At 72.4% G+C, this 12,222-nt stretch carries 11 protein-coding genes; 7 read left to right on the forward strand and 4 right to left on the reverse strand.

Features of this window, described 5'->3' with window-relative positions:
* Positions 1-59 precede the first annotated feature (59 nt).
* Positions 60-1,334 carry a carboxylate--amine ligase gene (locus E1298_RS08220; RefSeq protein ID WP_243725448.1) on the forward strand — a complete coding sequence of 425 codons (1,275 nt, stop codon included), beginning with the start codon at positions 60-62 and terminating at the stop codon, positions 1,332-1,334.
* 66 nt (positions 1,335-1,400) lie between these two features.
* A complete protein-coding gene (locus E1298_RS08225) occupies positions 1,401-2,651 on the forward strand; it encodes an NAD(P)-binding domain-containing protein (protein ID WP_131890624.1) in 1,251 nt (416 codons plus the stop codon).
* A 97-nt stretch (positions 2,652-2,748) separates the two neighbouring features.
* Here E1298_RS08225 and E1298_RS08230 read toward each other — a convergent pair whose 3' ends face one another.
* A complete protein-coding gene (locus tag E1298_RS08230) occupies positions 2,749-2,991 on the reverse strand; it encodes a hypothetical protein (RefSeq protein ID WP_131890626.1) in 243 nt (80 codons plus the stop codon).
* Positions 2,992-3,388: 397 nt separating this feature from the next.
* Here E1298_RS08230 and E1298_RS08235 point away from each other — a divergent pair, with 397 nt between their 5' ends.
* The 3 genes from E1298_RS08235 to E1298_RS08245 all read left to right on the forward strand — a co-directional run bounded on the left by E1298_RS08235 (position 3,389) and on the right by E1298_RS08245 (position 5,709).
* A complete protein-coding gene (locus E1298_RS08235) occupies positions 3,389-4,312 on the forward strand; it encodes a hypothetical protein (protein WP_131890629.1) in 924 nt (307 codons plus the stop codon).
* Between the two features lie 152 nt (positions 4,313-4,464).
* On the forward strand, positions 4,465-4,965 hold the full coding sequence (locus E1298_RS08240; RefSeq protein WP_131890631.1) for a chaplin: 501 nt from the start codon (positions 4,465-4,467) through the stop codon (positions 4,963-4,965).
* 168 nt (positions 4,966-5,133) lie between these two features.
* Entirely contained in the window at positions 5,134-5,709 is a 576-nt protein-coding gene (locus E1298_RS08245) for a class E sortase (RefSeq protein WP_131890634.1), read from the forward strand.
* A gap of 184 nt (positions 5,710-5,893) precedes the next feature.
* On the opposite strand, the gene E1298_RS08250 is transcribed toward E1298_RS08245, so the two are convergent.
* Together E1298_RS08250 and E1298_RS08255 are read right to left on the reverse strand one after the other, a co-directional pair.
* Positions 5,894-6,331, reverse strand: a complete 438-nt coding sequence (locus tag E1298_RS08250) for a hypothetical protein (protein ID WP_131890636.1) — start codon at positions 6,329-6,331, stop codon at positions 5,894-5,896.
* A 99-nt stretch (positions 6,332-6,430) separates the two neighbouring features.
* Complete coding sequence (locus E1298_RS08255; RefSeq protein ID WP_131890639.1) at positions 6,431-7,447, reverse strand: matrixin family metalloprotease; 1,017 nt, start codon at positions 7,445-7,447, stop codon at positions 6,431-6,433.
* Between the two features lie 350 nt (positions 7,448-7,797).
* Between E1298_RS08255 and E1298_RS08260 the strand changes: the two genes are divergently transcribed.
* A complete protein-coding gene (locus E1298_RS08260) occupies positions 7,798-8,718 on the forward strand; it encodes a DUF2382 domain-containing protein (RefSeq protein ID WP_243725449.1) in 921 nt (306 codons plus the stop codon).
* 344 nt (positions 8,719-9,062) lie between these two features.
* On the forward strand, positions 9,063-10,982 hold the full coding sequence (locus tag E1298_RS08265) for a glycoside hydrolase family 3 protein (protein WP_131890642.1): 1,920 nt from the start codon (positions 9,063-9,065) through the stop codon (positions 10,980-10,982).
* Between the two features lie 57 nt (positions 10,983-11,039).
* On the opposite strand, the gene E1298_RS08270 is transcribed toward E1298_RS08265, so the two are convergent.
* Positions 11,040-11,921 (reverse strand): DUF72 domain-containing protein, encoded by an 882-nt coding sequence (locus tag E1298_RS08270; RefSeq protein WP_131890645.1) that lies wholly within the window; start codon positions 11,919-11,921, stop codon positions 11,040-11,042.
* Positions 11,922-12,222 lie beyond the last annotated feature (301 nt).

Below are 12,222 nucleotides of genomic sequence, written 5' to 3' on the forward strand. Positions count from 1 at the left end.
CCGGCGATTAGAAAGGCTGCTGTGCGCCACAATCCATGGGAACGGGCCGGCTGACGCGGATGTCCCACGACACGTTCCCCAGCACGCTGCGCGACACGTCCCACGGCAGCGGGACGCCGCCGCGGCTCGATCCGGAGCTTCCCGTCCTGCTGCTGCGCACCAACCACAACTTCCTCCACCACGGCACGCTCGGGATGATCAGGACCCTCGGCCGCGCCGGGGTGCCGGTGCACGCCATCCTCGAAGGGCCCGCCAACCCCGCGTCCCGGTCGCGTTACCTCCACCGGGGCCACCCCTGGGCGCCGCCCGCCGAGCGCCCGTCCGCCCTGCTGAGCCACCTGCGCGTGATCGCGGAGCGGGTCGGGGGGCCCGCGCTGCTCGTCCCGATGGACGACGCGGGCGCCATCTTCGTCGCCGAGCACGCCGACGCCCTGGCGCCCCACTTCGTCTTCCCCCAGCAGGACCCGGGCGTCCCCCGGCTCGTCGCGGACAAGTCGCGCCTCACCGCCGCCTGCGTCGCGCACGGCGTCCCCTGCCCCGACAGCCGCACGCCCGCCACGGCTGCCGAGGTCGACGACGCCGCGGGCGCGCTGGGCCTGCCGCTGATCGCCAAGTGGGCCCGGCCCTGGCGGCTCGGGCCCGGGCGGCGGAGCACGACGCTCGTGCGCACCCGCGAGCACGCGCACCGCCTGTTCGCCGCCGCCCTGGACGGCGACCGCGAGCCGGACGGCGGCGCGGGCCCGCTGGTCCTCCAGCGCCGCATCCCGCCGGCCGGCGGCGACTGGTTCTTCCACGGCTACTTCGACGCGGACCGCACCTGCCTGTTCGGCGGGACGGGCCGCAAGCACCTCGCGCATCCGCCGCAGGCCGGGCACACGGTCTCCGGTGAGTGGGTGTCCAACCCCGAGCTGGAGCGGCTCGCGGTGCGGGCCGTCCGGCTGCTCGGCTGCCGCGGGCTCGTCGACCTCGACTTCCGGCTCGACGCCGCGACCGGCGACTACCACCTCCTCGACTTCAACCCGCGGATCGGGGCGCAGTTCCGGCTGTTCGCCGACCGGCAGGGCCTCGACCTCGCGCACGTCCTGCACCTGGACCAGTCCGGCCGCCGGGTCCCGCGGGCCCGCCCCGCGTTCGGGCGCAACCTGCTGGTGGAGAACCACTACCTCCAGCAGTCGATCGGACGGCCGTTGCTGCGCGCCGGGCGGCTCCGCCCGCTGCGCGAGGCCGACGAGCTGGCCTGGTACGCGGGCGACGACCTGCCGCCGTTCCTCGCCATGGGCCGGCAGAGCGTGGTCCGCGCCGTCGCGCGGATCCGCACGAGGCGCCGGGGCTGACGGCGGGCCGCCGCAGCCGACCGGGGCTCCACCAGCAAGCACGGAAACACACACGGGGGAACGAGAATGAACGACTCGTCCAGCGACGTCGTGATCGTCGGCGCCGGGCCCTACGGCCTGTCGACAGCCGCCCACCTGCAGAACCTGGGCCTGGAGGTCAGGGTCATCGGCACGCCGATGCGGTTCTGGGACGAGAACATGCCGGAGGGCATGTTCCTGAAATCCGAGCCCTTCGCCTCCAGCCTGGGGGCGCCCCGGCCGGGCATGGCCTTCACCGACCGCCATCCCGAATGGCGGATCGGGCAGCCGATCCCGCTGGAGACCTTCGTCGCCTACGGCCGCTGGTTCGCCGCCGAGGCCGTCCCCGGCACCGAGCCGGGCCAGGTGACGAGCGTCGAGCGGGGCGGCCCGTCCGGCTACGTCGTCACGCTGTCCACCGGGGAGACGATCGCGACCCGCACGGTCGTGGTCGCCGTGGGCGTCGGACCTTTCGCCCACATCCCGGACGAGCTGGCGGGGATGCCGTCCTGGCTCGTCTCGCACAGCAGCGCCCACCGCGACCTGGGCCTGTTCGCGGGCAAGGAGGTCGCCGTGGTGGGCGCGGGGCAGTCCGCGCTGGAGACCGCGGTGCTGCTGGCCGACGCCGGCGCCAGCCCGCACCTCATCGCCCGCCGGGCCGCCCTCGACTGGAACACCGTGCCGAGCGCCCGGCGGTCACCGCGGTCGCTGCTGCTCGGCGGCCCGAGGTCGGGGCTCGGCACCGGCTACCGGACGTGGCTGTGGTCCCAGCGGCCCGGCCTCGTGCGGCACCTGCCGCAGCGGACGCGGCAGCGGATCGTCCGGGAGACGCTCCCGCCGGCGGGCGCGTGGTGGCTGCGCGACCGGCTGGACGAGCGCGTCCAGGTGACGACGGGCCGGCACCTGGCCAAGGCGGCCGAGGAGGGCGACGGCGTGGCCGTCACCACCGTCGACCGCACCGGGCGGCGCCTCGTCACCGAGGCGGAGCACGTCATCGCCGCCACCGGGTTCGTGCCCGACGTGCAGCGGCTGACGATGCTCTCGCCCGAGCTGCGCGTCCGGGTGGACACTCGGCTCGGCTCGCCGATCCTCACCCGCGACTTCGAGTCGTCGCTGCCGGGCCTGTACTTCGCGGGCCTCGCCGCGGCGGCCACGTTCGGGCCCGTCATGCGCTTCGTCCACGGCGCCGACTTCGCCGGGCGCCGCATCGCGCACCACATCATCCGCCGGACGCCCCGCACGCGCGTGCCCGCGCGGCGGCTGGAGAGCGTCCTGGAGAGCGACGCCGGCGGGCGGTGACACCTGGGGCGCTTCTTATGGATCTCCGTTCTGTCGCGCGACGCTCACAACGAACAAGACCCATAAGAAGCGCCTTGGCCCATCCCGGGCTCCGCGCCTACCGCCAGGGCGGGCGGGCCCTGCGGCGCTGGCGTTCCGCCCGCGCGGTCGCCATGCTCCACTGCCAGCGGGAGTAGAGCGTCCAGCGCCAGGCGGAGCAGGGCCGCGACAGCCGGTTCTCGCCGATGGGCCCGGCGAGACCGGCCAGGCCCGTGAGGCCGGTGGGACGGCTGACGAAGCGGCGGCCGAGGCTTCGCGGCGGCGGCCGCAGACGCGTGATCGCGGACGAGGGGACGGGCATCGGCTTGCTCCTCGGGGAGACGACCATCTCCGGACACTGGTCGCCGAAGTGTTCGTCACTGACAGTAGCGTAAAATATACCGTCCGCCATCCTTCTCCCCGAGGTATCCGGTCGTCCGGTTCGCGCGGGCGGTGTCAAGGGGCAAGACGGTCATCCGGCGCCTCTGCGGACATAGCGAATTGCCAAGTCCCGAAAAAGGGATCAAAGTCCGGCGAAGTCGCATCTGTAGCCATGAAAATGGGCGGTAGGCAAGCCCGAATTCATGGCCGGGTAAACGATCGGCACATGCACCGACCGGAAACCATGAAACCGTGATTACATGCGACGCGATGCTACGGTCGAACGAATCGGCCTGGTGTCGGCCGAAATAGATCGACGCCGCCAAGGAGATCCGGTAATGGAGCCCGTACCGATCCGCAGCGGGGCGCAAAGCCCCCGGGATCGGCAGCGGCATACCCGCATCCTCGCGCGGCTGGCCGCCGTGGCCGGGCTCGCGTTCGCGGGCTGGCTCGTCCTCGCCGCTTTCCACGACACCGCGTTCGCGGCCGGTAACGATCCCGGCCCCGGCGGCCCTGCCTCGCGCATAAGCCGCACGGCGGCCGAGAGATTCCACGGCGGGGAAGAGGTGCCCAGCGCCGGGAAACTCGCCCGCCTGGAGCGTTTCTCGACCGTCCGGCATTTCGCGCCCGGCAGGGAGCGGCCCGTCAGGCGCGCGGCGGCGGTCGTCGCCGGTGACGTGCACGAGGTCGGCGAGCACCCGATGTCGTACGTGCGGGTACTCGGGCACGACGCCCTCGACGACAAGGACCGCGCCGCCCGCGCCGTGAAGACGCTGGCGTCCTCGGGCGTCCGCAGCCTGCCGCTCGCCGGCGCCCGCCCTGACGGGCCCATCGGCCGCCCCGTCCTTGACGTGGCCGCGTCGCCTCCCGTCCTGGACGGTGGCCTGCTGCCCCAGGCGCACACGCCATCGCGGCCCGGCTGGACCGGCGGCCCGCTCGTCCCGTCCGGGGCGTCCGGTGGCGGTGACCGTCTCGCCTCCGTCCCGTCCGCAGGGCCGGGCATGCACGGGCTCACCGGCTCCTGCCGGCAGTGCCGGGGCGAGCACCCGCTGCCCGGCGTGCCCAGTCCCGTCCTGCCGTCCGGGCAGGACAACCCCGGCAGCGGCTCCCTGCCGGGCGGCGGCCATCCGTTCGGGCCCGTCGCGGCCCTCCGGACGGCCCAGCACGCCGCGGCACCGCCGGCCATCGGCCCCGCCGTCTTCCACCGCACGGCGCTGGCGGACATGGCCGCGCCGGGCAGCCCCGCGGTCGTCCCCGACTAGGACGCCGCCGGCTCCGCGCGCCGAGCGCGGGACACCGGGCACGGGCGTGAGCGCCCGCCCCGACGATCGCCATCCGCCGTGCTCGCACCGGACGGTGCCGCACGGCGATTCCCACCACCGAATCGCCGAGAAAACAAGACAGGAGCAACACGATGCGCATCTGGCCAAAGAACACCGGTCGCGCGGCGGCCCTGGCCGCCGCGGGATTCATCGCCCTCGGAGCCGCCTTCGCCCCCGCCGCGGCGGCCGAAGCCGGCGGAATGCAGACCTCCGGGACGTCCAGTGCCCTCAGCGGCAACCAGCTCGCCGCCCCGATCTCCGCGCCGGTCAGCATCTGCGGCAACTCCGCCGCCGTCGTCGGGCTGGCGAAGGCATGGTGCAAGGGCGGCGCCCACGTCGTCAACGGCGGTCACGACCCGCGGCCGTCCACGCCCAAGGACCCGGCGAAGCCCGTCAAGCCGCGCAAGGCGTCCAAGCACCGCCCGGCGGCCGGGCACCACAAGCTGCCCTCGACCACCCGGTCGGCCGGTCCGCGGCCGGACGCCCTGCACGGGCTCACGCGCACCGTCCAGGGCGACCTGGCCGCCGTCCGTCCGGGGGTGTTGATGCCGCAGGGACTGCCGGTTCCGAAGGGCGCGCCGGGCCTCGGCTGACCTCGCACGCGATGACGACGCGCGGACGGTGCGCGGCGGGCCGGATGCCGCCGCCGTCCGCCGGCCGTCGCTAGCGCGGCCGGACGCAACATGAACGACCCACGTATGGGACGAGGGGGCGGCAGACGTGCCGCCTCCTTCCCGCGCCGGGCCCTTTGGAGGCGAACCATGCTCGACCGTAGATCCCTGCCCGCGCTGGTGACCGCCGCCGCGAGCTGCCTGGCCGCCACGGGCGCGCCACAGGCCCACGCCGAACCGGCCCGTCCGGCCGTCGTCACGGCGACCCCCGCCGCGCCGTCCCGGCCGGCGAAGGGGGAGGTGATCGGGAAGATCGGCATCAAGCGGATCGGCCTGAAGGCGCGCGTCCTGCGGGGGATCTCGCGGGGACAACTCCAGAAGGGCGCCGGGCACTATCCCGGGACGGCGTTTCCAGGACGGGAGGGCAACACGGTGCTGCTCGGGCACCGCACAACCTGGCTCGCCCCGTTCCGCCGGATCAACGAGCTGCGGCGCGGCGACCCGATCGTCCTGCGCGTGGGCCGCACGTCCTACGTCTACAAGGTCAAGGCCACGCGCATCATCAGGCCAACGGACCGCCGCGCCCTGGAGGCGGTGCCGTTCAAGCGCGAGAGCACCCCGCACGGCCGGTACATCACGCTGATCACCTGCCACCCGAAGGGCTCAGACCGACAACGCCTAGTCGTAGTAGGCACCCTCCACCACACCACAAAGCACACCCGCTGAGCACGCGGCCGGGGGCCGGAGTCTGTTCCGAACAGGCCGCAATCATCACGCGAGCGCGTGGGCTGACCGGGGGATGCGAAGCCGAAGGCGAGCATCCCCCGGGAAGATCGCGAAGCGATGCCGCGTCTCGCCAAAGCACGGTCAAGGTGCGAGCCGCTAGGCGAGTGCCTTGGGCCGGGATTGCTTAAACAGAGCCGCTAGGCGAGCAGCCCAGGGCCGGGATTGAATAGGTACCGCAATCCACCATGAGTTCGATGTTGCGGGTGTGGGTCAGGGCGGCGCCGCCGTCGCGGTCGATGACGGCGGCCAGGACGCAGCCGACGGCGCCGGCCAGCAGGCCGCGGATCTCGTCGGGGCGCAGGCCGGCCGGTTCCCAGGACCGCAGCGTCGCGTCGCCGACGACGGTGACGTGCCGGACGCCGGCCAGCAGGTGCGACAGCTCGCCGCGCCGGACGAGCCCGGACGTCCCCGCGGGCCCGGCCTCGGCGATCACCCCGGCGAGCCGCCGCGCCACGCCGTGCAGCGCGAGCAGCGCGGGCCGCTCGTGCGGGACATCCCGGAAGAGCGGGGGACGGCCCCGCTCCTGCCACCGGCTGTATCCCCCGAAGAAATGGCTGACCACGGTACGACCCTAGGCCGCCGCGCATTGCCGGGGCACGGGACACTCCGTGCGTCACGTCCTTTGTTTCAGACCCTTCCCGAGTGGGAACGGCAATTCCGTTCAGCGGCCGCCATAAAGGGCGATCAATCCGTCATAGTCGCCCTTTCCGAGGGTGGCCGGGCCGTCGTCGCAGGCCGCGACGGACGGTGCCATGGTGAGCTTCGCGTGCTGCGAGCCCTCGATGTGCGAGAGGCCGAACACGTGCCCCGCCTCGTGCGTCGCGACCGCCGAGGCGTCGTAGCTCCCCGCCGGGCACGTGCCGCCGGACGCCTTTCCGGCCCACCACTTCTTGCCCTGCGTCTGGAGCGCCATGTCGGTCTCGACGGTCGTGGGGCCGTTGAACCAGATGCAGGTGGCCGCGAGGACCTCGGGCTCGGCGTCCGGCAGCGGGATCCAGCCGAAGATGTTCGCGCGGTCCCGCTGCCCGCAGCCGGCCTGCCCGTCCACGTTCGGCTCGGTGCCCGTTTCGCCCGCGTACCGCGCGGTGATGGCCGGGGCGGGCGAGAACCGGTGGTCCGCTGTGCAGTCGGTGCCGGCGTTCACGACGCTGGAAACGCCCGTGGACACGCTCGTGCCGGGCTGTCCGCCCGTTCCCGGGTGGTAGCGCCACTCGACCGTGGTGCCCTTCGTCCACTTGCTCGGCTCCAGGCGGTACGCGCCGTCCCGGCAGGGATCGAGCGGTGCCCGGAACTGGCGCGGCCTGCCCTGCGGCTCCCGGGCGCCCCGCGTCGTGATGGTGATCGTCTTGGCCCGGCGGTCCACGCGGACGCGCAGTTCGGCGGAGCCGTCCGTCCGCAGCGCGTGCGCGGTCACCGAGGTGCCGTCCTTCGGCACGACCGCCGCGAGGCCGTTCGCCCCGCGCACCGTCCGGCCGCGCAGGTCGCAGTCGGCGAGCCTGATCCGCGACGGCATCGCGCGGGCGGCGAGGGCGCCGCGCGGCTTGCACCAGGACGGAGGCTTCCGGTGGACGCCGGCCTCCGCGGAAAGGGGTGCCCCGAGCGCCAGGGCCGCGACGGCCACCGCCGGTATCGCGGCCGCGCGCCGGTGCCGGCGCGTTTCGGGTGAGCAGTCCTCCATGCCAGTTCTCCGATGTGTGGGAACGTTTCCTCCGCACTCCAGTCGTCAGTCTTGCGCGTTCGGGGAAAAGGCAAACCGCCGCTTTCTAAAATGATCTCTATTTCGCCTCCGCTGGCCATTCATAAATGGGCAGCAATGGGTATATGTGGCGTGCGTGGGTGGGCTGCGCGCGACGCCCGTAAGTATCGAGTAAATTGTTTACCATAGTCCGGTAAATGGGTTTACTGTGGTCCGGTCCGGAAAAGCAGTGGGTAATCAGGCAACTCGGGATCAACACCACGAAGGGCGCGCCGGGGCCGCCTCCCCCACCCCGCCACCCCGAAGCGGACACGAGAGCAGAGGTGTTCAACGTGCAGACGCAGACACAGGTGCGGGAACTGATGGGCATGAGCGTGACCGACACCCACGGCACCAAGGTCGGCACGATCAAGCAGGTCTACCTCAACGACGACTCCGGCGCCCCGGAGTGGGTGACCGTCCACACCGGGTGGTTCGGGATGCGTGAGAGCTTCGTCCCGCTGTCCGGCGCGCGCAAGAACAACCAGGACATGCTCCAGGTCCCCTACGACAAGGAGACCATCAAGGGCGCCCCGAACGTGGACGCGGACGAGCACCTGTCGCACGCCCAGATCGTCGACCTCTACCGGCACTACGGCGTGCGTCCCCCGAGCGGCCGCCCCTCGGCCGGCGGGCAGGACGGCTCGCGCGAGGCCGCCGGCGACCGGGGCGCGGCGGGCACGCGGGGCCAGGCCGCGACCGGCAAGGGCGGCACGACCGGCACCGCGGGCACGGCGGGGGCGGCCGGTATGGCCGTGCACTCCGACCGGCAGGGCAAGCGCGGCCAGGACCTGCCTCCCCAGTCGGCCCGCGAGGGCGCCGAGGCCCCGATGACCGAGATCACCCGGTCCGAGGAGCAGTTGCGCATCGGCACGGAACGGCACGAGTCCGGCCGCGTTCACGTCCGCAAATGGGTCGAGACGGAGATGGTCGAGCGCACGATCCCCGTCTCGCACGAGGAGGTCAAGATCGACCGCGAGCCCATCGTCGGCGGACGGCCGTCCCAGAACGTGACGCTCTCCGAGGACGACCGCGTGATCGTCCTGTACGAGGAGCGCCCGGTCCTGTCCAAGGAGACCGTGCCCGTCGAGCGGGTCCTGGTGCGCACCGAGCAGGTCCGGGACGAGCAGACCGTCCGCGGCGAGATCCGCAAGGAGCGCATCGAGGTCACGCGCGACGACGGGACGGGAGGCGACCGCCGCCCCAAGTCCTGACCCCGCGCCCCGGCGCCGGACGACCGCGCGGCGCCGGACGATCCCGAAATGAACCGCGCGCCCGGCCGACCGCTCACCCACCGTCGGCCGGGTCGCGCCCTGCCCCGGCCCGCGTTCTGTGAAAGGCCGCCCCATGGCGGGCCGCGTTCCTTGACAGGTCTGCGGGGGCGGGGGAGGTTCCTGGTGACGCCGAGCCGGCGTGGGGGTCATGGCCGTCCGGGCGTGCCGTGACCCCGGCCGGTGCGCGGCCCAGCCGGGGCCGCACGGTGTCGAGGCGCTCCCCGAGGAGGGACGAGTTGCGACACCCCCACAGACCCCCCATCGCCGCCCGGACCAGGCGAATCATGACCGCCGTCGCGGTCGCCGCGGCCCTGCCGCCGGTGATCGCGGCGCAGCCCGCGCAGCCCGCGCACGCCGCGCAGCCCGCGCACGCCGCGCAGCCCGCGCACGCCGCGCCCGGCGCGCACGCCGCGCCGTACCTGAACCCCGGGCTGCCGGTCGCGAAGCGAGTCGCCGACCTGCTCGGCCGCATGACCCCGCAAGAGAAGATCGGCCAGATGACGCAGGCCGAGCGCGGCGCCGTCGACGCCGACCCGGGCCAGATCACCTCCCTCAACCTGGGCTCGCTGCTGTCCGGCGGCGGTTCCACGCCCGCCCGCAACACCCCGTCCGGCTGGGCGGACATGGTGGACGGCTACCAGGCGCGTGCCCTGGCCACCCGACTGAAGATCCCGTTGCTGTACGGGGTCGACTCGGTGCACGGCCACAACAACCTCGTCGGCGCGACCGTCTTCCCGCACAACCTGGCGATGGGCGCGACCCGCGACCCGGGCCTGGTCAAGAGGGAAGAGCAGATCACTGCGGAGGAGACGAAGGCGACGGGCCCGCAGTGGGTCTTCGCCCCCTGCGTCTGCGTCACCCGCGACGCCCGGTGGGGCCGCACGTACGAGAGCTTCGGCGAGGACCCCGGCCTCGTCATCAAGATGGAGACCGGAATCGAGGGCTTCCAGGGACGCGGCAAGGACCTCTCCGGCCCGCGCCACGTCCTCGCCACCGCCAAACACTTCGCCGGTGACGGCGACACCGCGTTCGGTTCGTCCACCAGCGGCACCTACACCATCGACCAGGGCGTGACGATCACCGACCGCGGGACGTTCGGGAGGATCGACCTCGCCCCGTACGTGACGGCCGTGCGCAAGTACGGCGTCGGCAGCATCATGCCGTCGTTCTCCAGCGTCGACTGGAAGGAGGACGGTGTCGGCAACCCCCTGAAGATGAGCGCCCACAGGGAGTTGCTGACCGACGTCCTCAAGAAGAAGATCGGCTTCGACGGCTTCCTCATCAGCGACTGGGAGGCGATCCACCAGATCCCCGGCGACTACGCCACCCAGGTCCGCACGTCCGTGAACGCGGGCATGGACATGTTCATGGAGCCCTACAGCGCCCCGCAGTTCGAGCGGACGCTGCTCGCCGAGGTGCAGGCGGGCCGCGTGCCGATGTCCCGCGTCGATGACGCGGTCGGCCGGATCCTCAAGGCGAAGTTCGAGCTCGGCCTGTTCGAGCACCCCTACACCGACCGTTCCAACGCCAGGACGATCGGCTCCGCGTCCCACCGCGCGGTGGCCCGCGAGGCCGTCGCCAAGTCGCAGGTCCTGCTGAAGAACTCCGGGCACGCGCTGCCGCTCAGCAAGTCGCAGCGTATCTACGTCGCGGGCGCCAACGCCGACGACATCGGCAACCAGGCGGGCGGCTGGACGGTCACCTGGCAGGGCTCGTCCGGCGCCACGATCCCCGGCACGACGATCCTGAAGGGCATCCGGCAGAACGCGCCGCACGTCACCTACAGCGCCGACGCCTCGGCGCCGACCGAGGGCAGCGACGTCGGCGTCGTCGTGGTCGGCGAGAAACCGTACGCCGAGGGCGTGGGCGACGTGGGCAACGGCCACACCCTCGACCTGTCCGCCGCCGACCGGGCCGCCATCGGCAAGGTCTGCGGCGCGATCAAGACCTGCGTCGTCCTGGACGTCGCGGGCCGCCCGCAGATCGTCACCGACCTGCTCCCGAAGATGGACGCGCTCGTCATGTCCTGGCTGCCCGGCAGTGAGGGCGCCGGCGTCTCCGACGTCCTGTTCGGCAAGCGCCCCTTCACCGGAAAGCTCCCGGTGACCTGGCCGCGCAGCGAAGCCCAGGAACCCATCAACATCGGCGACCGAAACTACGACCCCCTGTTCCCCTATGGCCACGGCCTCAAGACGCGACGCTGATTCCGGGCCGGGGCCGTCCTGGAGCCCACACGGGCCCGGGACGGCCCCGGCCGCCGCTTACGCGCGCCGCTCTTCGAACAGTTCCGCGAGCCGTTCGGCGTTGCGCTGCGAGTGGTCGGCGCAGCAGTTGTTGAAGATGACATAGGTCGTCTCGATGCGCGCGGCGAGTTCCTCGATCCGCTCCGCCCAGGCGCGCATCTCGTCCTCGCCGTACAGGTAGGCGAACCGCTCGTAGATGTCGCGGCTGTTCCACCTGTCGCTGTGACCATGGAACCGGACGACGGCGGCATCGCTGGTCGCGGCCAGGACGGGCGGGATCGAGGACGGATGGCCCTGCGGCATGTCCACGCCCACGTAAGGAAGGTCGTGGTCGCTCAGAAAGCCGAGCGTCTCCTCCCGGTGCTCGTCGTCCATCCACGTCGCGTTGCGGAACTCCACGCAGATCCGCAACGGCGCGCACCGCTCCTTGACGGAAAGGATGTACTCGCGGTTCCGCCGTCCGGCCGGGAACCACACAGGAAACTGGAACAGCAAGAGCCCCAGCTTGCCCGCCTCGTGCAACGGGCCCAACGCGCCGAGAAACCGCCCCCACACCTGCGCGGCGACCTCGTCCGGCACGTCCTTGAGATAGACGTTCCGCTTGTCCGGCACCTCGTCGCGCAGATCCTTGGGAAACTTCGCGCGCTGCGTGGGATGCCCGGTGAGCAGCGAGAACGCCTTGACATTGAAGGTGAAGCCCGCAGGCGTCCGCTCGCTCCAAAGGGCGGCCGTCCGCTCGGCGGGCAGCGCGTAGTAGGTCGCGTCCACCTCGACGAGCGGAAACCGCGTCGCGTAATACCGAAGCCGCTCCTCGGCGGTCTTCGCCCCCGGCGGATACCACCCCGACGCGAGCAGCGTCTTGTCCGTCCAAGAGGCGGTGCCGACCAGAATCCTCCCCACACCAGCACCCTAACGACCCCCAGAAACCCACGCCAGGCCGCGACGTCGCAGGTCAAGAGAAAAAGCGCGACATGCCGGCAAAGCGCGACGCATCCGGCCGGCGGATGGGGTGTCGAGCGCGGCACACTAGAGGACTTTAAGCGTCGGGGTTACATAGGTGAGTGTGCCGGTCTGGGATGGGCGGGTATTGGTTACCTCGGTGGCATGAGATATCCCGATGGGGGCGGGTTGACCGGCCAGGAGCGTGCGCGGCGTGAGCAGGTGCGGCTGGCCGCAGCGGAGATGTTCGCGGCCGGGGCCG

Source organism: Actinomadura rubrisoli (genome assembly GCF_004349215.1).
Lineage (GTDB): Bacteria > Actinomycetota > Actinomycetes > Streptosporangiales > Streptosporangiaceae > Spirillospora > Spirillospora rubrisoli.